This is a genomic window from Paenibacillus cymbidii, from assembly GCF_004764705.1.
In the GTDB taxonomy this organism is placed as follows: Bacteria; Bacillota; Bacilli; order Paenibacillales; family NBRC-103111; genus Paenibacillus_AN; species Paenibacillus_AN cymbidii.
This window is the reverse complement of record NZ_SHLX01000034.1, coordinates 76,989-95,271: the sequence shown is the minus strand read 5'-3', so window position 1 is coordinate 95,271 and position 18,283 is coordinate 76,989. Positions and strand designations below refer to the sequence as shown.

At 54.8% G+C, this 18,283-nt stretch carries 27 protein-coding genes and 1 rRNA gene; 2 read left to right on the top strand and 26 right to left on the bottom strand.

Annotated elements, in window-relative coordinates; genetic code table 11:
* The 3 genes from EXY20_RS32370 to EXY20_RS32360 all read right to left on the bottom strand — a co-directional run.
* Nucleotides 1-70 (bottom strand): 16S ribosomal RNA (locus EXY20_RS32370); the annotation flags it as partial.
* Between the two features lie 379 nt (nucleotides 71-449).
* Complete coding sequence (locus EXY20_RS32365) at nucleotides 450-668, bottom strand: hypothetical protein (protein ID WP_135556562.1); 219 nt, start codon at nucleotides 666-668, stop codon at nucleotides 450-452.
* Between the two features lie 354 nt (nucleotides 669-1,022).
* On the bottom strand, nucleotides 1,023-1,628 hold the full coding sequence (locus EXY20_RS32360; protein ID WP_167859678.1) for a stage II sporulation protein M: 606 nt from the start codon (nucleotides 1,626-1,628) through the stop codon (nucleotides 1,023-1,025).
* Between the two features lie 159 nt (nucleotides 1,629-1,787).
* Here EXY20_RS32360 and pdaB point away from each other — a divergent pair, with 159 nt between their 5' ends.
* Nucleotides 1,788-2,573 (top strand): polysaccharide deacetylase family sporulation protein PdaB, encoded by a 786-nt coding sequence (gene pdaB / locus EXY20_RS32355; RefSeq protein ID WP_135556560.1) that lies wholly within the window; start codon nucleotides 1,788-1,790, stop codon nucleotides 2,571-2,573.
* Here pdaB and EXY20_RS32350 read toward each other — a convergent pair.
* A complete protein-coding gene (locus EXY20_RS32350; RefSeq protein ID WP_135556559.1) occupies nucleotides 2,570-3,340 on the bottom strand; it encodes a KinB-signaling pathway activation protein in 771 nt (256 codons plus the stop codon). The genes pdaB and EXY20_RS32350 overlap by 4 nt on opposite strands.
* Before the next feature lie 160 nt (nucleotides 3,341-3,500).
* On the opposite strand from EXY20_RS32350, the gene gerD reads away from it, so the two are divergent.
* Nucleotides 3,501-4,244: a spore germination lipoprotein GerD gene (gene gerD, locus EXY20_RS32345; protein WP_135556558.1), complete on the top strand. Its 744-nt coding sequence runs from the start codon at nucleotides 3,501-3,503 to the stop codon at nucleotides 4,242-4,244.
* Nucleotides 4,245-4,308: 64 nt separating this feature from the next.
* On the opposite strand, the gene EXY20_RS32340 is transcribed toward gerD, so the two are convergent.
* The 22 genes from EXY20_RS32340 to rplF all read right to left on the bottom strand — a co-directional run bounded on the left by EXY20_RS32340 (nucleotide 4,309) and on the right by rplF (nucleotide 18,264).
* A complete protein-coding gene (locus EXY20_RS32340) occupies nucleotides 4,309-5,454 on the bottom strand; it encodes an Mrp/NBP35 family ATP-binding protein (RefSeq protein WP_135556557.1) in 1,146 nt (381 codons plus the stop codon).
* 43 nt (nucleotides 5,455-5,497) lie between these two features.
* A complete protein-coding gene (gene cwlD, locus EXY20_RS32335) occupies nucleotides 5,498-6,250 on the bottom strand; it encodes an N-acetylmuramoyl-L-alanine amidase CwlD (protein ID WP_135556556.1) in 753 nt (250 codons plus the stop codon).
* A 68-nt stretch (nucleotides 6,251-6,318) separates the two neighbouring features.
* Nucleotides 6,319-7,500, bottom strand: coding sequence for a sulfate adenylyltransferase (gene sat, locus EXY20_RS32330; protein ID WP_135556555.1), 1,182 nt, complete (start codon nucleotides 7,498-7,500; stop codon nucleotides 6,319-6,321).
* Nucleotides 7,501-7,533: 33 nt separating this feature from the next.
* Nucleotides 7,534-8,226, bottom strand: a complete 693-nt coding sequence (locus tag EXY20_RS32325) for a phosphoadenylyl-sulfate reductase (protein ID WP_135556554.1) — start codon at nucleotides 8,224-8,226, stop codon at nucleotides 7,534-7,536.
* Nucleotides 8,227-8,454: 228 nt separating this feature from the next.
* Entirely contained in the window at nucleotides 8,455-8,847 is a 393-nt protein-coding gene (gene rpsI, locus EXY20_RS32320) for a 30S ribosomal protein S9 (RefSeq protein WP_135556553.1), read from the bottom strand.
* 27 nt (nucleotides 8,848-8,874) lie between these two features.
* Nucleotides 8,875-9,312: a 50S ribosomal protein L13 gene (rplM, locus tag EXY20_RS32315; protein WP_135556552.1), complete on the bottom strand. Its 438-nt coding sequence runs from the start codon at nucleotides 9,310-9,312 to the stop codon at nucleotides 8,875-8,877.
* 141 nt (nucleotides 9,313-9,453) lie between these two features.
* Nucleotides 9,454-10,215 (bottom strand): tRNA pseudouridine(38-40) synthase TruA, encoded by a 762-nt coding sequence (gene truA, locus EXY20_RS32310; protein ID WP_135556551.1) that lies wholly within the window; start codon nucleotides 10,213-10,215, stop codon nucleotides 9,454-9,456.
* Between the two features lie 78 nt (nucleotides 10,216-10,293).
* On the bottom strand, nucleotides 10,294-10,659 hold the full coding sequence (gene rplQ, locus EXY20_RS32305) for a 50S ribosomal protein L17 (RefSeq protein ID WP_135556550.1): 366 nt from the start codon (nucleotides 10,657-10,659) through the stop codon (nucleotides 10,294-10,296).
* A gap of 28 nt (nucleotides 10,660-10,687) precedes the next feature.
* Nucleotides 10,688-11,632 (bottom strand): DNA-directed RNA polymerase subunit alpha, encoded by a 945-nt coding sequence (locus EXY20_RS32300; protein ID WP_135556549.1) that lies wholly within the window; start codon nucleotides 11,630-11,632, stop codon nucleotides 10,688-10,690.
* A gap of 174 nt (nucleotides 11,633-11,806) precedes the next feature.
* Nucleotides 11,807-12,205 carry a 30S ribosomal protein S11 gene (rpsK, locus tag EXY20_RS32295; RefSeq protein WP_135556548.1) on the bottom strand — a complete coding sequence of 133 codons (399 nt, stop codon included), beginning with the start codon at nucleotides 12,203-12,205 and terminating at the stop codon, nucleotides 11,807-11,809.
* Nucleotides 12,206-12,223: 18 nt separating this feature from the next.
* Nucleotides 12,224-12,592 (bottom strand): 30S ribosomal protein S13, encoded by a 369-nt coding sequence (rpsM, locus tag EXY20_RS32290; RefSeq protein WP_135556547.1) that lies wholly within the window; start codon nucleotides 12,590-12,592, stop codon nucleotides 12,224-12,226.
* A gap of 18 nt (nucleotides 12,593-12,610) precedes the next feature.
* On the bottom strand, nucleotides 12,611-12,724 hold the full coding sequence (gene rpmJ / locus EXY20_RS32285) for a 50S ribosomal protein L36 (RefSeq protein ID WP_023388342.1): 114 nt from the start codon (nucleotides 12,722-12,724) through the stop codon (nucleotides 12,611-12,613).
* 58 nt (nucleotides 12,725-12,782) lie between these two features.
* Complete coding sequence (infA, locus tag EXY20_RS32280) at nucleotides 12,783-13,001, bottom strand: translation initiation factor IF-1 (RefSeq protein WP_135556546.1); 219 nt, start codon at nucleotides 12,999-13,001, stop codon at nucleotides 12,783-12,785.
* A 3-nt stretch (nucleotides 13,002-13,004) separates the two neighbouring features.
* On the bottom strand, nucleotides 13,005-13,316 hold the full coding sequence (locus EXY20_RS32275; protein ID WP_135556545.1) for a KOW domain-containing RNA-binding protein: 312 nt from the start codon (nucleotides 13,314-13,316) through the stop codon (nucleotides 13,005-13,007).
* A gap of 11 nt (nucleotides 13,317-13,327) precedes the next feature.
* Nucleotides 13,328-14,080, bottom strand: a complete 753-nt coding sequence (gene map / locus EXY20_RS32270; RefSeq protein WP_135556544.1) for a type I methionyl aminopeptidase — start codon at nucleotides 14,078-14,080, stop codon at nucleotides 13,328-13,330.
* On the bottom strand, nucleotides 14,080-14,730 hold the full coding sequence (locus tag EXY20_RS32265; RefSeq protein WP_135556543.1) for an adenylate kinase: 651 nt from the start codon (nucleotides 14,728-14,730) through the stop codon (nucleotides 14,080-14,082). Before EXY20_RS32265 ends, map begins: the two co-directional genes overlap by 1 nt.
* 60 nt (nucleotides 14,731-14,790) lie before the next feature.
* A complete protein-coding gene (gene secY, locus EXY20_RS32260) occupies nucleotides 14,791-16,101 on the bottom strand; it encodes a preprotein translocase subunit SecY (RefSeq protein WP_135556542.1) in 1,311 nt (436 codons plus the stop codon).
* Entirely contained in the window at nucleotides 16,101-16,541 is a 441-nt protein-coding gene (gene rplO, locus EXY20_RS32255) for a 50S ribosomal protein L15 (RefSeq protein WP_135556541.1), read from the bottom strand. The genes secY and rplO overlap by 1 nt, the downstream gene beginning before the upstream one ends.
* Before the next feature lie 54 nt (nucleotides 16,542-16,595).
* Nucleotides 16,596-16,781 (bottom strand): 50S ribosomal protein L30, encoded by a 186-nt coding sequence (rpmD, locus tag EXY20_RS32250; protein WP_135556540.1) that lies wholly within the window; start codon nucleotides 16,779-16,781, stop codon nucleotides 16,596-16,598.
* A gap of 11 nt (nucleotides 16,782-16,792) precedes the next feature.
* Nucleotides 16,793-17,290, bottom strand: coding sequence for a 30S ribosomal protein S5 (gene rpsE / locus EXY20_RS32245; RefSeq protein WP_135556539.1), 498 nt, complete (start codon nucleotides 17,288-17,290; stop codon nucleotides 16,793-16,795).
* Between the two features lie 30 nt (nucleotides 17,291-17,320).
* Nucleotides 17,321-17,689, bottom strand: a complete 369-nt coding sequence (gene rplR / locus EXY20_RS32240) for a 50S ribosomal protein L18 (RefSeq protein ID WP_135556538.1) — start codon at nucleotides 17,687-17,689, stop codon at nucleotides 17,321-17,323.
* A 32-nt stretch (nucleotides 17,690-17,721) separates the two neighbouring features.
* Entirely contained in the window at nucleotides 17,722-18,264 is a 543-nt protein-coding gene (gene rplF / locus EXY20_RS32235; RefSeq protein WP_135556537.1) for a 50S ribosomal protein L6, read from the bottom strand.
* Nucleotides 18,265-18,283: the final 19 nt, after the last annotated feature.

Sequence of the window (18,283 nt, the reverse complement as noted above, 5' to 3'; positions counted from 1 at the left end):
CCCGCTCGACTTGCATGTATTAGGCACGCCGCCAGCGTTCGTCCTGAGCCAGGATCAAACTCTCCATAAAGGTAGTTCGAACTTGCTCTTCAAAACACTAGCTTACGATCCGAAGATCGTTGTTGCTTGCTCACTCGTTGTTCAGTTTTCAAAGGGCAATGATGAAGCTTGGTGTCGCCCGAAAAGTCAAGCCGCGCAAGACATTGTCGTGATGTTGCCGTCTTGTTGCGAAGCATCTTGCCGGTGGGCTGTCGTTTAACGGCGACTTTTATATCATACCACATCGCCGATCACGATTGCAAGCTTTATTTTTTTCTTCTTCTTTCGTCCGCCGCGCTTCCGGACAAGCCTTCCAAGCGGCGAGTACTAATGTATCACAGACCCGGAACCGAAGTCAACCCCTGTGGAAGCGTTTTTTTACCTTCGGATCAGTCGCCGCAGATCGCTCTTCAGTGGTTCGTCCTGCTTCGGGCGTATTTGGAAATCTCCTTCGGCGAAGCCAGCCTGGCGTACATGCGGAAGATCACCCGATACCGGCTTTCGATCGCTTCCTTCATGTCATTTTCGGTACGCTTGTCGCTCAGATCGAACAACATCTCGTCTAGCTCTTTGCGGAGCACATAATCCAATTCCCGGCATTCCCTGTCGTTAAACAAAAAACCGATCATACTGAGGAACAATCCCCTTTCAGAGGTAGTTCAAAAAGTCGTCTTTTGATCACGAAGCTTTTCATGAAGCGTATTCGGCATCGAATCTTGCGTTCACCTTCGAAGTCCGTTGCTCATTTCGTTAGCGGGGAGAGTTTAGCAAGCTAAACTCCCTATATAGGGCGTTTCCTAAACTCCGCTACTCCTTCTTCAGGTTCTCGCAACCTTCTCGGTGCTGAAAAGCCGTCTTTTTGAACTCGCAATTTCCGAAACTTGTGTGCAGCTCCGGCCCAAACGCCTCCGCCATCGCTTTACTGTTATGCACACATTTTGGAAATTTTATGATCCGCTTTTGTAAAAAAAATCTAGCTCGCCTTACCCCTCCACCAACCACATCGTCAACGTGCTTTCAATAACGGCCGCGACAAACAACAGCGCCACAAGCACCAGCAGCAACGGGATGGAGACGCGGAAGAAGGCGAGCAACTTGCCGCCTGCGCGCGCCCTGCGTGTCGGAAAAGGTAGCGAAAGAAACGCCTGCAGCGTCAATACGCCAAGGCGAATGCCAAATGCGCTGGCGATCAGAATCGCCGGAATTTCAATGATGCCGTGAGGCAGCACCGCCTGAAAAAACCGACCGAGCTGATGGTCGTTAATCGCGGCCAAATGGCCGAGCAGCATGCCATTGGTCAGCAGCGAATACAACGGCATGATCATGAGGAATGCGCCCGTAAACATAATCAGCGTCGTTACGATGGAATTATTCAGGAAAATAAACAGAAACATTTTCAGGTTCTGGTATTCCCCCTGCGACAGGGCATTCACGATGGACTGCAAGCGGTCTTTTTGCGAATCGATCAAATGCGAGAAGCTGCCGTAGTCCTGGGCCCCCAGCCAAATGCCGACCGCAAACACAAGCGTAGCGGCGATAAAATAATGCTTCATCCCGCGGGCGTACAGCAGGAGTGCGCGAATGTTCATGAGATCCTCCAGGTTGCAAGTCCGCGGGCAGCGCAGGAAATCCGGCCAAAAAAGCTGCGGACAAACTGACATAAGATAGGTGTACATGCATACATTGTACAAAGCATGAAACAAGCCGTCGCATGTCCTGCGGCAGGCTACGAAGGAGGAACGGATGCTGTGAATTACTTCTATGTCCTGAATGGCAAAAAACTGAAGCAGGTGCTGATTATCGTTGTTGCTATGTTGTTCGCGGCCGGTATTTTGTATGCGGAGAAGGATCATGTCTCGGTATTCGCGCCGACAGGTCCGTCAGCCATTTACAGCGTGCAAACCGAAAAGAAGGTCGTTGCCCTTACGTTCGATATCAGCTGGGGCGAAAAACGGGCCGAACCCATCCTGAACATCCTCAAGGAGAAAGGGGTCGCGAACGCCACCTTCTTCCTCTCCTCTCCCTGGAGCAAAACGCATCCCGAAATCGTCGACAAAATCGTCAAGGACGGCTTCGAAATCGGCAGCCACGGGCATAAACACCTCAATTACAGCACACTGAGCGACGATGACATTCGCAAACAAATTTCAACCGCTCATCAGATGCTGACCGATCAGACAGGCAAAGCGCCGACGCTGATTCGCATGCCGAACGGCGATTTTGACAAGCGCGTGCTGCGCATTGCCGGCGAGCTTGGCTATACGGTCATCCAATGGGATACCGACTCCCTCGACTGGAAAAACATCGGCACCGAAAACATCATCAATCGGGTCGTATCCAAGGCGCATCCCGGCGACATTATTTTGCTTCATGCCAGCGACTCGGTCAAACAAACGCACGAAGCGCTTCCGATCATCATCGATCAACTGCGGGCCAAAGGCTACGAATTCGTCACGGTATCCGGCCTGTTGAACCAGACGAAAAGCGAACAGCAGCCCGTCGACGACAGTCAGACAAACGGGAATATGGGCTAACGACTCCGCGAAGGAGTCTTTTTTTTGCCCGATTTGGCCTTCTGCCCGCGCGATCCGCCGCCCCCCGCGGGACGATCGTTCCTCGCCGCGGCGCCCGGCGTGCCGGCCAACTGCGGCCGCAATGCCGCTTGCGCGCCTGCTCCACCCGTCTCCTGCTTCTCGCCGCCGGCATTGCCGACGAGCTTGTGCAGCAGCATAATTTGCCACCCGTTGCACACCACGAGCACAGCCAGCATGTACAAATCCAGCGGCAAGCTGTTCTGGCGCAGCGCAACGACCGCCTCAAGCGCAGTAACGGTGTACATAAAAAAAAGCGTCGGCACAAACGCATTGCGATTCGTCTGCCTCACCTTCCAATAGGAAATGAGCAGCGCGGCGGCGAGCAGCACGAGCGGAATCGCCAAATAAGAAGCGATGCTCTCCCCTGGCTCGGCAAAGTTGGCGTATGGCAAATAAATCATGGCGAATACCGTGTCGGCAATAAGGAAAAGCTGGACATACTCCCACAGCCGTTTGCTGCGGAAAATGCCGATCGCGATATAGCGGATAATCAAATACGAAAAAAAGCCCATCTGGCTCAGCACGCTGATCGTCGCGCCAATCAACACGACGAACGTCACCGTATAGCCATCGAACCCGGCTTTCGTCCCTTCGGCCAAGCTGATATCGTCAAACAGCGCGAGCAGCAGCGCCCCCATGGCTACCGACACAACCGTTCCGAGCACAAGCGTTGTCCAGAAAATATAAATCCATTTCTTGATCGTCAAAGCGATGTTCCTCCCAAGCAGGCGATCGGCCAAGCCCCTTTTTCTATAGTTAATAATACCAACGTTCACAGCAAAAAGCCAACCGCACGGTTTGATAAAAAATCAGGAAGCAACGGATACTAGGCCTATTCCGTAAAGCGAAAGGAGCATGCCCGGCGCCATGAAAACGAAATGGATTCGAGCGGTTCCGGCAGTCCTTCTGTGCAGTTTGGTGATTGCCTGCGGATCCGATCAGCAACAGCAGCAGGTGCAGAGCTACAAGGATACGAAATCGATCGTCATCGACGTGTTGAAATCGGAAGACGCCCAGAAGACGATCCAGGAAGCCTTGAACAAAAACAAGGACAAAACGGCGCAGCTGCTGTCGACCAACGAAGGCGTGCAAATGCAGATGGCCGTCAAGCAAGTGCTGACCGATCCGAACAACGCCAAGTTTATCGAAAAGACGATGACCGACCCGCGGTTTGCCGGCGAGTTCGCCAAGGCGATCGAGAAACAAAACAAGCAAATTTACAAGGATTTGCTGAAGGACCCGACTTATCAGAAATCGATGATGGAAGCGATGAACACGCCGGATTTTGACCAAATCATGTTCACGCTGATGAAGCAGCCCAAATACAAGCAAATGATGGCGAACGCGGTCACCGATACGATGCAAAGTCCGTTGTTCAAGCTGCAAGTCATGGATATACTGAAGAAAGTGGTGGAAGAAGGCGCCCGGCCGACAGAAGAAAACGCGCAGAGCGGCGGCGGGCAGAAACAGCAGCAGAAGCAAGGCAACCAGGGCGGACAGTCCTCCCCCTCACCGTCCCAGTCCCCGTCCCCATCCGACGACAACGCCGGCGGCAAATCGGGCGACGAAGCGAGCAACAAGAAGAAGAAGGAAGACGATCAAGAGGAATGACGCGATCACCGCAAAACGGGCCGCTGCAAGTCGACAGGATGTCGATTCGCAGGCGGCCCGTTATTTATGGGAATTTGACGATGATGGCCCGGGCCACCTCGTCGTACATACGGCCGGTCTCCGTATCCGCCTTATAGACGGAAGGCGAGTAGTCCGGCTCCGCAATATGGTTGTCCGGCGCTCCAAGCGGAATTTGGGCCAGCAGCTCGGTGTGAAGCTCTTCCGCCAGTTTGCCTCCGCCGCCGCGGCCGAACACGTAATCCTTCTCGCCCGACTTGTCCAGATAATACGCCATATTCTCGATGACGCCGAGAATTTCATGGTTCGTATGAATCGCCATCGCACCGGCGCGCGCCGCCACGAAAGCAGCTGTTGCGTGCGGAGTAGTCACGACGATTTCCTTGCTTTGCGGAATCATCTGGTGCACGTCAAGCGCAATATCGCCGGTACCTGGAGGCAAGTCAAGCAGCAAATAGTCGAGATCGCCCCACTCGACTTCGCCGAAGAAGTTGCGCAGCATCTTGCCGAGCATCGGACCGCGCCAGATGATCGGCGCGTTGTCTTCGACGAAAAAGCCCATCGACATCACTTTGACGCCGAACCGCTCGACAGGAATGATTTTGTTGTTTTCCTGTTCGGGGCGCTCTTCGATCCCCATCATGTCGGGAACGCTGAATCCGTAAATGTCGGCATCGATGATTCCGACTCTTTTGCCTTGACGCGCGAGCGCAACGGCCAGGTTGACGGTAACGGTCGACTTTCCGACGCCTCCCTTGCCGCTGGCGATGGCGATGAAGCGCACGCCGGACGAAGGTGCGAGCAGCTTGGCCGTTTCCGGCGCGCGCGGCGGGGCGGCGTGCTTATGCTCCGCTTGCGGCGGGGCAGCTTGTTTGGCCGGCTCGGCGGGTCGAGGCGCCTCTCCGGCCGGCGCCGGGTTCAACCGCTTCTCCAGTTCGCCGCGCTCGAAGTCGGTGATGGTGCGGAAGCGAATATGAATTTGTTGCTGGCCGAGCGCGTGGAGCGCTTCCTGGACATCCTGCCGGTATTGCTCCCGCAGCTTGTCCTCGTCCTGCGTCAGTACAACCGTCAAAGAAACTTGCTGCTCCTTGACCATAATGTCGCGAATCAGTTGCAGTTCGGCAAGGGGCTTATGGTAAGTTGGATCATAAATAAAGCTAACGGCTGCGAGCACTTGCTCTTTCGTTGCCAATTCGTTCACTCCTTGTGCCAGTTAAAATAATTATAGCATATTTTCATCCGGAACCCACTTTTTCTCCGCTGTAGAAGCGCAAGACGCCACGGTAAATCGCATCCGCCACCTGCTGCTGGTATTTGCTTTGCGCCATCAGCCGCGCCTCCTGCTCATTGGAGAGAAAGCCTACCTCGACCAGTGCGCTTGGGATTTGCAATGCCTTAAGCAGATAGACGTTGTCGGCCGACTTGATCACGCGGCTGGTATCCAGGTGATCGCGCAGCTCGCTCTGGATGAACGCCGCCAGTTGTTTGCCGCCGTCATTGCCCGCCGGATAAAAGGTTTGCGCACCGCTCCAATTGCCGGTCGGCAAGCTGTTCAGGTGCACGCTGAGCAGCAAGTCCGCCTTCATCCTGCGCACGTAATCGGCCCGCCGCAGCAAATCTTCGGTTTTGCGCCGGCTGAGCCCGTTCGTCCCCTCATCGGCCAGGTCGGTGTCGCTTTCCCGTGTCATGACGACGACAGCGCCGGCCTGCTGCAGGAAATCGCGCAAATAAAGGACGATCGAAAGGTTGATGTCCTTCTCGATAATGCCCGACTTGCTCGACGCGCCGCCATCGGGACCGCCATGCCCCGCATCGAGCGCAATCACCTTGCCCGACAGCGGCATCGTCCAGTAGGTCCACGTGCGAGCCGTGGGAAGCTCGTAACTGAACAGAAACAGCATCATCGCCACGAGCAGCGCCGACATCCCGATTTTGAACAGTCCGTTGCCGTTTACCCAAATGACTACGCGTTTGCGAATTTTGCGCATAAAAAAATCCACCCCTGCTCCAAATAGACTCATGCTCATCTATATGGGACGAGGTGGACAAATATACCTTAGATACCCGATGCGGTGAACTGTTCGCGTACGCCATCGATCAGCACTTCCGCCACTTCCGGACGGGTAAACTCTTTGGGCGGGCACTTGCCTTCGCGAAGCAGGCCGCGCACCTTGGTGCCGGACAGGTGGAGATGATCTTCCGCGCCGTGCGGGCACGTTTTGCTCGAGGCCATGTTGCCGCACTTGGTGCAGAAGAAGCTGTGCTCGAAGAACAGCGGCGTAATGGTCAGCTCTTCCGCGGTGAAGTTGCGGAAAATTTCCTGCGCTTCATACGTGCCGTAATAGTCGCCCACGCCGGCATGGTCGCGGCCCACGATGAAATGCGTGCAGCCGTAGTTTTTGCGCACCATGGCGTGGAAAATCGCTTCCCGCGGCCCTGCATAACGCATGGCGGCCGGGAAAACGCCGAGGAAGACACGATCCTTCGGATAGTAGTTCTCAAGCAGCACCAGGTAGCTGCGCATCCGCACATCGGCGGAAATATCGTCCGACTTCGTTTCGCCGACGAGCGGGTTCAGGAACAACGCGTCGACGATTTCCATCGCGGACTTCTGAATGTATTCGTGTGCCCGGTGCACCGGATTGCGCGTCTGGAAGCCTACTACCGTACGCCAGCCCTTCTCGGCGAACAGACGGCGCGTTTCCGCCGGGTCGAAGTAAAACTCCTGGAATTTCTCCGGCTTCGGACGGTTAAGCACATGAACGTCGCCACCGACATAAATCGACGGCTTCGTATACAGCTTCTGCACGCCCGGATGCGCTTCGTCGTCGGTCTTGAAGACAAGCTTCGCTTCGTGCTTCTGATCGACCTTGTAAATGCTGGCCACGTCGATGATCGCATAAATGACGCCGTCGTTTTCGCCGACAAGCGCCGCGCGTTTGCCGACTGCGAGCTGAGCAGCCAGTTCCTCGGTCACGCCAAGCGTGATCGGAATGCTCCATACATGGCCGTCCGCAAGACGCATGCGTTCGACGACCGAGCTGTAGTCCGCTTCGTTCATGAATCCCTTGAGCGGCGAAAAGGCGCCGATCGCGATCAAATCCAAATCCGATATGGCCCAAGTATTAACCGGAATCGCCGTCAGCGACGCCGCTTCCTGAAGCAATTGCTCACGCTTGCCGGCGTCTGCCAATCGATTGATCAGCGTGCCGCCATGCGGCTTGATCGTTTCTGCCATTGCATTTCCCTCCGTGCCCCGTCCGGGTATCGATTATTTATGCAGCCCGCATTCCGTCTTCTCGGACCCTGCCCAACGGCCTGCGCGCGGATCTTCGCCCGGCGCCACTTGGCGTGTGCAATACTCGCAGCCGATGCTCGGATAGTTCTGGTCATGAAGCGGGTTGTAGATGACATTGTTCGTGCGAATGTAGTTCCATACGTCCTCGGAGGTCCAACTGGCGAGCGGATTGAACTTGATCAAACCGAACTTGACGTCGTACTCCACTTTCTTCGCATTGGCGCGAGTCGGTGCCTGATCGCGGCGAATACCGGTAATCCAGGCATTGTAACGGGACAGAATGTCCGTCAACGGATCCACCTTGCGGATGTTGCAGCATTTGTTCGCATCGGACTTCCACAACGCTTCGCCGAATTGCTCCGCTTGCTCTTCCGGCGTCAGCTTCGGTTTCACCTGCACGAACTTCATGCCGTAATGCTGCTCCATCCGATCGCGGGTCTCATACGTTTCTTTGAAGTGGAAATCCGTATCTAAATAGAAGATGTCCGTCTTCGGACTTACCTTTTGCAGCATATCGACAAGCACAACATCCTCGGCGCCAAAGCTGCATGCGAGCGTAATACTCGGGAATTTCTCAACGGCCCAAGCCAGAATTGTTTCCGGAGATTCGTTCTCGAATCGTTCTGCCGCGTCCCGCACCAAAGCTTCTTTTTCAAATAAATTCATGGTTACAGCCTCCCGTTCATAATCCCAAGTAAAACAGTCTGAATAAAAAGTTTTGTCTTTATTATATTCCATTATGGATTAAAGTCAATGGCTTTCACACATTTTCTATAGGCACTTATCATCATATTGGCAAAAGGAAAAACTGGTGCCGGCCGGAGTCGGAGAATGACTAAAAAACCTTTCCCGCCGCATGACGGGAAAGGTTCTGAATCCAGGCCGGGGCCAGGATTAACGTTTCGAGAACTGAGGCGCGCGACGAGCTGCTTTCAAGCCGTACTTCTTCCGTTCCTTCATGCGCGGATCGCGCGTCAGGAAACCGGCTCTCTTCAGCGAACCGCGGAATTCCGTATCCGCCTTCAGCAGAGCGCGGGAGATGCCGTGACGGATCGCGCCCGCTTGACCTGTCGTGCCACCGCCGTGAGCAATAACCAACACGTCGTACTTGCCAAGCGTATCGGTCAGCGTCAGCGGTTGTTTCACGATCAGCTTCAGCGTTTCCAAACCGAAATAATCGTTGATGTCGCGTTTGTTGATGATGATGCGGCCTTCACCCGGCACAAGACGTACGCGCGCAACCGAATGCTTGCGACGACCCGTTCCATAGTATTGAACTTGAGCCATGAAACTGTCCTCCTCTAATGTTCGCTATTATCCGCGAAGTTCCCAAACTTCCGGTTGTTGTGCTTGATGCGTATGCTCGGCGCCTGCGAATACTTTCAGCTTCGTCTTCAAACGCTCTCCCAGACGCGTCTTCGGCAGCATGCCATGAATGGCAAGCTCCAGCATGCGCTCCGGATTCTTGTTCAACATTTCTTGTGCGGGGGTAACTTTCAAGCCGCCCGAGTACAAGGAGTGACGGTAGTACATTTTCTTCTGCAGCTTCTTGCCGGTAAGGACAACTTTGCTAGCATTGATGACGATCACAAAATCGCCTGTATCAACATGAGGCGTAAATTGCGGTTTATGTTTGCCGCGAATGATACTTGCCGCTTCGCTGGCGAGACGGCCAAGCGTCTTGCCTTCGGCGTCGATGATGTACCATTTGCGCTCAACTTCATTCGGCTTCGCCATATATGTGGTACTCATGGGTTTGATCCTCCTAAACGATTCATGCCTGACTCGAAAACTTGCGATTCAAAAGGTAAAGTGCGTTCTTCCGATCCGGGGCAGTGGGTGTGCCAATCAAAAAGAACAGCTTTATAATTGTACTACAGATTAGGAACGATATCAATACTTAACTTCCATCATCGTCAGTCCATGCGCCATGGCGGTCGGTCCCGCTCTCCTGCGGTTCCTGGCTGCCAGAATGGCCGGAATGGAGTCGCTTGGCCGCTTGCCTTCGCCGACGTCCATCAACGTGCCGACGATAATTCTCACCATATGCTGCAAAAATCCGCTGCCGGTAATATAAATATGGATCACACCTGCTCCACCATAATAATCCGATCCTTCCGGCACGAATTCGATTCGGGCGTCGTATATGGTGCGCACGTGTGATCCTACCGGCGTGCGGGCGGAGCAAAAGGAAGTGAAATCGTGCTCCCCCTTGAAGTGAGCCAGCGCTTCGCGCATCCGCTCGACATCGAGCGGGGTCGGATGATGAAACTCCGTTCGCCGCGTGAACTCATTGGGCCAACGCGAACGGCGGATACTGTACCGGTACGTCTTGGAAACAGCCGAGTATCGTGCGTGGAACTGGGCTGTCGTTTCTTCGGCCGACCGAATCACAATATCATCCGGAAGCCTGCCGTTAAGCGCCAGGCACCACCGCTCCAGCGGAATACGCGAATTCGTGGCAAAATGGAACACTTGCGCGAGAGCGTGAACGCCGGCATCGGTTCTGCCCGACGCTTCAATCTCGATCCTTTCGCCGGTCAGGTGCCAAATCGCATCCTGCAGCTTATCCTGAACGGTGTTGCCGTTTGGCTGCGTTTGGAACCCTTCGTATGCCGTCCCTTCGTAACTGACAACCATCACCAAATGTTTCACGGGACCCTCCGCCGAAGTGCTGCCTGCGATAGCTTGACTCGGGACGATCGAGGCCCTGAAGCCATTCGCTAAGAAACGTTATGCGCGGTCGACAAGCTCCAGGTAAACCATAGGCGCAGCGTCGCCGCGGCGAGGACCGAGCTTCAGAATCCGCGTATAGCCGCCTGCACGCTCGGAATAACGAGGCGCCAGCTCGGCGAAAAGCTTCTGAATCGCGTCTTGATCGTCGTTAACCGGCTCGCGGCGAACGAAGGATGCTACTTGACGGCGGGCATGAAGATCGCCGCGCTTCGCAAGCGTGATGAGCTTCTCGGCGATGGAGCGAACTTCTTTCGCTTTCGCTTCCGTCGTTTGGATACGCTCTTGAATGAACAGGTCGGTAACCAGGTCGCGGAACAAAGCTTTGCGCGCGCTGGCATCGCGACCGAGTTTTTGGTATGCCATGATGGTACCTCCTTACTGATTTGTGAAGCTAGTCTTCCATCCGAAGGCCGAGTCCAAGCTCTTCGAGCTTCTCCTGCACTTCTTCCAGCGATTTGCGGCCCAGGTTGCGGACCTTCATCATATCTTCTTCGGTCTTGGTGATGAGCTCCTGCACCGTATTGATGCCGGCGCGTTTCAGACAGTTATAGGAACGTACGGAAAGATCCAGCTCTTCGATGGTCATTTCCAGCACTTTCTCTTTTTTGTCCTCTTCCTTCTCCACCATGATTTCCGCGTCTTTCGCTTCATCCGTGAGACCGACGAACAGGAACAGATGCTCCGTCAAGATTTTGGCGCCCAGACTTACCGCTTCTTCCGGACGAATGCTTCCGTCCGTCCAAACCTCGAGGGTTAGCTTGTCGTAGTTCGTTACTTGACCTACGCGCGTATTCTCGACGCTGTAATTCACGCGGCTGATCGGCGTATAGATCGAATCGACCGGAATGACGCCGATCGGCTGGTCTTCACGCTTGTTCTTGTCTGCCGGTACATAGCCGCGGCCTCTGCTCGCATGAATGCGCATGTGCAGGCGCGCATCGGGCGACAGCGTCGCGATATGCAGATCGGGATTGAGGATCTCCACGTCGGAATCGGCCCGAATGTCGCCAGCCGTAATGCGGCCGTCGCCTTCCGCGTCGATTTCGAGCACTTTCTCCTCATCGGAATGAATCTTCAGCGACAGCGCCTTGAGATTCAAAATAATTTCCGTCACATCTTCAAGTACGCCGGGAATCGTCGAGAATTCGTGCAGCACGCCGTCGATCTGAACGGAGTTAACCGCCGCGCCGGGCAAAGAAGAGAGCAGAATGCGGCGAAGCGAGTTGCCAAGCGTCGTGCCGTAACCGCGCTCCAGCGGCTCGACGACGAACTTGCCGTATGTGCCTTCTTCGCTCAATGCGATGGTTTCGATTTTCGGTTTTTCGATTTCGATCATGACTACTAACCCTCCTTCGACGTCGCTACCTTTCCTGAACCGTCTATGCATTCAGGCTTCCGCTGGTAACCAGGCGGACATGAGTGTCTTTCCGGTAACAAGCAAAGAAACAGATAGTATGCCTATCCTTCAACACCATTATTCACATGTTGCGGATATTTATACCATGCATCATTAAACGCGACGACGTTTAGGCGGGCGGCATCCATTGTGCGGGACTGGAGTCACGTCTTTAATCATGTTCACTTCAAGGCCTGCGGCTTGCAAGGAACGGATAGCGGCTTCGCGGCCGGCGCCCGGACCTTTGACCATGACCTCGACGGTTTTCATGCCATGCTCCATGGCGGCTTTGGCAGCGGATTCGGCAGCCATTTGCGCGGCGAACGGCGTGCTTTTGCGCGAGCCTTTGAAGCCGAGATTGCCCGAGCTTGCCCAGGAAATCGCATTACCGTGCGGATCGGTAATCGTTACGATCGTATTGTTAAACGTGGAACGGATATGCGCCACGCCGGATTCGATATTTTTGCGGTCACGACGTTTCGTACGGGCTACTTTTGCTTTCGGTTTTGCCACTGGTCTTATCCCTCCTTATTATTTCTTCTTGTTCGCTACAGTACGGCGAGGACCTTTACGCGTACGAGCGTTTGTTTTCGTGCGTTGTCCGCGAACAGGCAAGCCGCGGCGGTGACGAATTCCACGATAGCAGCCGATTTCGATCAGACGTTTGATGTTCAGCGCGATTTCGCGGCGAAGATCGCCTTCCACTTTGCCGACTTTGTCGATCGCTTCGCGCAGGCGGCTTACTTCGTCTTCGGTCAAATCGCGAACGCGAGTGTCGAAGTTAATGCCGGTGCTTTTCAAGATGTTTTGCGAAGTCGTTCTGCCGATGCCGAAAATGTAAGTCAGCGCGATTTCCACTCGCTTGTCGCGAGGCAAGTCTACTCCAGCTATACGGGCCATGGTTGCAAGTGCACCCCCTTATCCTTGTTTTTGTTTGTGTTTCGGATTTTCGCAGATCACCATTACGTTGCCTTTGCGTTTAATGACTTTGCATTTTTCGCAAATCGGTTTGACGGACGGTCTCACCTTCATGATCTTTACCTCCTGTTTGAACATTCGCCTGAATGTCCGGTTATTCCGCGTTCATTTATCATTTAAAGCGATACGTTATCCGGCCTCGCGTCAGATCATAGGGCGACAGTTCCACCGTAACCTTGTCGCCGGGCAGGATGCGGATGAAGTGCATCCGAATTTTGCCCGACACGTGCGCCAGCACCTTATGTCCATTCTCGAGCTGCACTTTAAACATCGCGTTTGGAAGAGGCTCGATCACAGTACCTTCCACTTCGATTACGTCCTCTTTGGCCAACCGTCATTCTCCTCTCTGTTGCGCTTCCGCTTCGCGCTGTTCGGCGAATCGGGCTAACGCATATCGCAGTTTTCCATTGGTCACGCGGCCGGTTTCGCGAATGCTGTCGGCCACCTCGCGGCTGATCTCTGGCTGCAGTTGAAGATGCTGCACGTTCTTCTTCTTCGGTTGATCGAATTTGCGCTTGTCGCCGTCGGCAATGTGCACGAACCGTTCATCGACGATGGCGATCACGACGGCAAATTTGTCCGTTTCTCTGCCGCGGACGATTCGGACTACTTGCCCAAGCTGCGGGGCAGGTTTGCTTTGACTCATGGCACGGTCACCTACATCTCCCGCTTGGTTAAAATCTCGCAGCCGTCCGCCGTAATGGCAACCGTATGCTCGAAATGGCAGCAGAGCGAGCCGTCCACCGTCACCACGGTCCAATCGTCCTCCAGCGTTTTCACGAACCGTTCGCCGACGTTCACCATCGGTTCGATCGCCAGCACCATGCCGGGCTTCAGCCTGGGACCGCGTCCCGGCGGCCCGTAATTCGGAATTTGCGGCTCTTCATGCAGCTTTGCGCCGATGCCGTGACCGACATATTCCCGCACGATGGAGAAGCCTTCCTCTTCAACGCACTGCTGAATCGCGTGCGAAATGGTGAACAATCGCGTATCCGGCATCGCCAGCGCCAGTCCGGCATATAGCGACTTCTCGGTAATGTCGAGCAGCCGCCGAGCCGTTTCGGATATCGTCCCGACCGGATAGGTCCAGGCCGAATCTCCGTGATAGCCTTTGTATTGCGCGCCAATGTCTATGCTGATAATGTCGCCTTCGGCGAGCTTCCTGGGACCCGGGATGCCGTGTACCAGCTCGTCGTTGACGGAAGCACAGATGCTGCCGGGAAAACCGTTGTAGCCTTTGAAGGACGGAATCGCGCCCTGGCTGCGAATGTACTGATCGGCCATTTGATCCAATTCCTTGGTCGACACACCGGGTACGATGGCTTTGGCAAGCAACCGGTGCGTTTCCGCCACGATCTGCCCAGCCCTGCGCATGATGTTCAATTCGTCCGCGGATTTGATAATGATCATCAGGCTTGACCTCTCAGCAGCGAGTCGATCTGTCCGGTAACAGCCTCAATTTCCTGTTCGCCGTCAACTTCCCGCAACTTGCCTTGCTCGCTGTAGAACGCAAGCAGCGGCGCCGTTTTGCTCACGTACTCGTCAAGACGGGTGCCGACCTTCTCTTCGGTATCGTCGGAACGCTGGTACAGCGAACCGCCGCACTTGTCGCATACGCCTTCCGCCTTCGGCTGGTTGAACAGCACATGGTAGGTGGAGCCGCACGACTTGCAGATCCGGCGTCCCGTCAAACGGGCCAGCAGCAAACCGCGGTCAACCGTCAGGTTGATGACGTGATCGATGCCGCGGCCGGAGGCCGACAAAATCTCGTCGAGCGCTTCCGCCTGGGAAATCGTCCGCGGGAAACCGTCCAGCAGGAAGCCGCGCTTGCAATCGTCGTGCGCAAGCCGGTCGCGCACAATGCCGATCGTGATTTCGTCCGGTACGAGAAGCCCTTGGTCGACGAATTTCTTCGCTTCGACTCCGAGCGGCGTGCCTTGGCTCATCGCCGAACGAAACGCGTCCCCGGTAGAGATGTGCGGGATGCCGAACTCGCTGACAATGCGTTCCGCTTGTGTTCCTTTGCCTGCGCCCGGAGGGCCCATAAATATGACGTTCATCGTTTACCTCCTCCGATGCATCGGCGCCTCGCCGGAAATCGGAATCGATTTCGTTCGTGGTTACTTATTGATAAACCCTTTGTAGTGACGTTTGATCAACTGGCTCTCGATTTGCTTCATCGTTTCTAGCGCAACGCCTACGACGATGAGCAGCGACGTGCCGCCGACGCGCACCGTGTTCGGAAGACCCGCCACGCTGGCGAATACCATCGGCAGAATCGAGATAAAGGCCAAAAACAAAGCGCCCGTCAGCGTAATCCGGTTCATGACGCGCGTCAGGTAAGTCGAAGTCGTCTTGCCTGGACGAATGCCCGGGATATAGCCGCCGTTCTTCTTCATTTGCTCCGCCATTTGCACCGGGTTGATTTGGACAAAGGTGTAGAAATACGTGAAGCCGATGATCAGCAGCACATACAGCACCATGCCGAGCAACGCGGAATTGTTGTTGATGCTGAGGTTCTTCACGATCCAGTCGGCTACGATATTGCCGTGCCAGAACTGGGCGATTGTCGGCGGAAAGCTGACGAGCGAAATCGCGAAGATAACCGGAATGACGCCCGCCGCGTTAACCTTGAGCGGGATGTGCGTCGTTTGACCGCCGTACATCTTGCGGCCGACTACGCGTTTGGCATATTGCACCGGAATTTTGCGCACGCCCTGCTGCACGAAGATGACGAGCACAAAAATCAGGATCACCGCAACAATCATGAGCAGCACCATGAGGATGTTCAGGAACAGCGCATCCCCGGCATCGACAAAGTACTGTTGATACACTTGACGGATGCTTGTCGGGAAGCTGGCGACAATACCCGCGAAGATAATGACAGAAATCCCGTTGCCAATGCCGTTCTCCGTAATCATTTCGCCGAGCCACATCAGGAACGACGTCCCTGCGGTGAGCACGAGCGCGATGAGCGCGTAAGTGGCAAAGCTCGGGTCGATGACAAGCGGTTGGCTGTACATACGGTTAAAGCCGTACGACAGCGCGAATGCCTGGATCAAACCAAGAACGACCGTACCGTAACGAGTGACTTGCGTCATCTTTTTACGGCCGATCTCTCCTTCTTTCGCCCATTGCGCGAACTTCGGAATGACGTCCATCGACAGCAGCTGCACGATGATCGAAGAGGTGATGTACGGCATAATCCCCATCGCGAAGATCGAGAAGTTGAACAGCGCGCCGCCGGAGAACGTGTTCAGCAAGCCGAATACGTCGTTGCCGGAGCGGTCGGCTGCTTTCAGAACCTCCTGATCGATGTTCGGCACCGGGATGAACGACCCGATCCGATACACGATCAGGATCATCAGGGTAAATACGATCCGCTTGCGCAGGTCGCCGATCTTCAAAATATTTGAGATGGTCGCGAACATTAAATCACCTCGGTTTTACCGCCGGCAGCCTGGATTTTATCCACCGCAGATTGAGAGAACTTGTTTGCTTTAACAGTCAATTGCACGTTCAGTTCGCCGTCACCCAAAATCTTGATGCCACTCTTCGGATTTTTGACGATACCGGACTCAAGCAGCAATTCCGGTGTAACTTCTGTGCCTGCGGCAAATTTGGCAAGTTCAGTCAAGTTGACAATCGCAAACTCTTTGCGGGTAAAGTTCGTGAAACCGCGTTTTGGCAAACGGCGATAAATCGGGTTTTGGCCGCCTTCAAAGCCAGGGCGAACGCCACCGCCGGAGCGCGCGTTTTGACCCTTGTGACCTTTGCCTGCCGTTTTGCCCGTGCCGCTTCCGATCCCGCGGCCGATCCGCTTGCGCGGCTGGCGGGAACCTTCCGCTGGGCCGAGTTCATGTAACTTCATCGCTTACGCACCTCCTTAGTGTATTTGTCATGAATAGTACGTTCCTCGGAACGATTACGCTTCGACTACTTTCACTTCGACCAGGTGGCTCACTTTGCCGACAACGCCGCGGATCGCCGCATTGTCTTCGTGAACGACCGTTTGATGCAGCTTGCGAAGTCCGAGCGTTTGCACGGACGCGCGTTGACCTTCGGGACGGCCGATCAGGCTGCGCTTCAACGTAATTTGCAGTTTCGCCATTGTATTTCCTCCTAACCTAACAGTTCGGCAACGGTTTTGCCGCGAAGTTTGGCCACTTCTTCGGCTCTCTTGAGGCGTTGCAAGCCTTCAAGCGTTGCGTTCACCATGTTGTTGGAGTTCGAAGAACCGAGCGACTTCGTCAAGATGTCGCCGATGCCTGCAAGCTCAAGAACCGCACGAACCGGACCGCCGGCAATAACGCCGGTACCTTCGGATGCCGGTTTCAGCAGCACGCGGCCTGCGCCGAAACGACCGATGACTTGATGCGGAATCGTCGTGCCGACGATCGGAATGTGGATCAGGTTCTTCTTCGCGTCTTCGATGCCTTTCTTGATGGCGTCGCCGACTTCGGAAGCTTTGCCGATGCCTGCTCCGACCCAGCCGTTGCCGTCGCCGACGACGACCAGAGCACTAAAGCTGAAACGGCGTCCGCCTTTGACTACCTTGGCGACGCGATTGATGTGGACTGTCTTATCTTTCAGATCTAATGTATTCGGATCTACACGCAAGTCGTTTACCTCCTTATGGGTGATTCAAGCTTAAAATTCGAGTCCCGCTTCGCGTGCCGCATCAGCGAGCGCTTGAACGCGTCCGTGGTACAGGTAACCGCCGCGGTCGAATACGACCTTCACAAAACCTTGTTCTTTCGCGCGCTTCGCGATCAATGCGCCTACTTGCTTGGCGGAGTCGATGTTCCCGCCGTTGCCGATCGCTTCGCGAATTTCCTTGTCGTTGGTCGAAGCCGATGCAAGCGTAACGCCCTTCACGTCGTCGATCAACTGAGCATACATATGCTTCGAGGAACGGAATATATTGAGGCGCGGACGTGCTGCCGTGCCTTCGATTTTTTTGCGTACGCGAAGGTGCCGTTTCAGACGAGTCTGATTTTTGTCAGCTTTCGTGATCATTGCCCTTGTTCACTCCTTTCAGCTAGGCAGCCTTATTTCTTCTTGCCTGCTTTACCTTCCTTGCGGAGAATCCGTTCGCCTTCGTACTTGATGCCTTTGCCTTTATACGGCTCGGGCTCGCGTACCGAACGCACTTTAGCCGCCGTAGCGCCGACAAGCTCTTTGTCGATGCCTTTGACAATAATTTTAGTATTGGTAGGAACTTCAAACTCGATACCGTTCTCCGGCTGGATCTCCACCGGGTGCGAATAGCCGACGTTCAGTACCAGTTTGTTGCCGTTCTTGTTGGCACGATAGCCGACGCCGACCAGATCCAGGTTCTTCGAGAACCCTTCGGTCACACCGTTGACCATGTTGGCCACAACGGAACGGGTGGTGCCATGCAGGGAACGATGCAGCTTGTTGTCGGACGGACGCTCCACGTTGATGACGTTGCCGTCGACCGTTACTTTCATATCTTTATGAAGTTCCCGGGAAAGCGAACCTTTCGGGCCTTGCACCGTAATGTTGGTGTCGGCCAGCGTGATGGTTACGCCGCTCGGAACATTGATTGGTTTACGACCAATACGGGACATCTATTGCACCTCCATTCTT

Bases quoted from the DNA above. Each gene is read 5' to 3' on its own strand.
- EXY20_RS32365 (WP_135556562.1), bottom strand. From the start codon at position 668: ATGATCGGTTTTTTGTTTAACGACAGGGAATGCCGGGAATTGGATTAT.
- rplQ (WP_135556550.1), bottom strand. From the start codon at position 10,659: ATGGCATACCAAAAACTCGGTCGCGATGCCAGCGCGCGCAAAGCTTTG.
- rpsM (WP_135556547.1), bottom strand. From the start codon at position 12,592: ATGGCCCGTATAGCTGGAGTAGACTTGCCTCGCGACAAGCGAGTGGAA.
- EXY20_RS32300 (WP_135556549.1), bottom strand. From the start codon at position 11,632: ATGATCGAAATCGAAAAACCGAAAATCGAAACCATCGCATTGAGCGAA.
- rpsI (WP_135556553.1), bottom strand. From the start codon at position 8,847: ATGGCTCAAGTTCAATACTATGGAACGGGTCGTCGCAAGCATTCGGTT.
- rpmJ (WP_023388342.1), bottom strand. From the start codon at position 12,724: ATGAAGGTGAGACCGTCCGTCAAACCGATTTGCGAAAAATGCAAAGTC.
- secY (WP_135556542.1), bottom strand. From the start codon at position 16,101: ATGTTCGCGACCATCTCAAATATTTTGAAGATCGGCGACCTGCGCAAG.
- gerD (WP_135556558.1), top strand. From the start codon at position 3,501: ATGAAAACGAAATGGATTCGAGCGGTTCCGGCAGTCCTTCTGTGCAGT.
- rplF (WP_135556537.1), bottom strand. From the start codon at position 18,264: ATGTCCCGTATTGGTCGTAAACCAATCAATGTTCCGAGCGGCGTAACC.
- EXY20_RS32360 (WP_167859678.1), bottom strand. From the start codon at position 1,628: ATGAACATTCGCGCACTCCTGCTGTACGCCCGCGGGATGAAGCATTAT.
- sat (WP_135556555.1), bottom strand. From the start codon at position 7,500: ATGGCAGAAACGATCAAGCCGCATGGCGGCACGCTGATCAATCGATTG.
- map (WP_135556544.1), bottom strand. From the start codon at position 14,080: ATGATCATTATCAAATCCGCGGACGAATTGAACATCATGCGCAGGGCT.
- rpmD (WP_135556540.1), bottom strand. From the start codon at position 16,781: ATGGCGAAACTGCAAATTACGTTGAAGCGCAGCCTGATCGGCCGTCCC.
- cwlD (WP_135556556.1), bottom strand. From the start codon at position 6,250: ATGCGCAAAATTCGCAAACGCGTAGTCATTTGGGTAAACGGCAACGGA.
- rplM (WP_135556552.1), bottom strand. From the start codon at position 9,312: ATGAGTACCACATATATGGCGAAGCCGAATGAAGTTGAGCGCAAATGG.
- EXY20_RS32265 (WP_135556543.1), bottom strand. From the start codon at position 14,730: ATGAACGTCATATTTATGGGCCCTCCGGGCGCAGGCAAAGGAACACAA.
- EXY20_RS32325 (WP_135556554.1), bottom strand. From the start codon at position 8,226: ATGAATTTATTTGAAAAAGAAGCTTTGGTGCGGGACGCGGCAGAACGA.
- rplO (WP_135556541.1), bottom strand. From the start codon at position 16,541: ATGAAGTTACATGAACTCGGCCCAGCGGAAGGTTCCCGCCAGCCGCGC.
- EXY20_RS32275 (WP_135556545.1), bottom strand. From the start codon at position 13,316: ATGAGTCAAAGCAAACCTGCCCCGCAGCTTGGGCAAGTAGTCCGAATC.
- rplR (WP_135556538.1), bottom strand. From the start codon at position 17,689: ATGATCACGAAAGCTGACAAAAATCAGACTCGTCTGAAACGGCACCTT.